Consider the following 349-nt stretch of genomic DNA (forward strand, 5'->3'; position numbering starts at 1 on the left):
CTTTTATGACTGGATTTAGGTGCTTGATTAGTGCGTATTGTGGGGCTGTTTTATGAGCCTTTATAACCGCCTTAATCCCCTTGTAGTGTTCCTTGACTGACTTCTTACTTGGCTTTATGTTGAGTTGGAATAGCCGCTTTCCCCCCATGCCAATATTCGTGGCCCTGTATTTGCCAACTGTGTAATGACGGATATTAAAACCTAAAAAGTCAAAACCTGGTTCTACCCCTTCTTCTGAGAATTCATGGGTATGACAGATTCTTGTCTTTTCTGGCTTAAGCTTTAATCCAACTTGTTTAAGCCATTGTTCAATCAGGTCTCGGGCTTCTAGTATGACTTCTTTGTGCGG

The 349-nt window shown here is 41.8% G+C and carries 1 pseudogene; it reads right to left on the reverse strand.

Annotated features, from left to right (window positions below):
- A pseudogene (locus tag LKK83_RS05485) lies at positions 1-349 on the reverse strand (group II intron reverse transcriptase/maturase); the annotation flags it as partial.

This window comes from Phormidium sp. CCY1219, from assembly GCF_035615515.1.
In the GTDB taxonomy this organism is placed as follows: Bacteria; Cyanobacteriota; Cyanobacteriia; order Cyanobacteriales; family Laspinemataceae; genus CCY1219.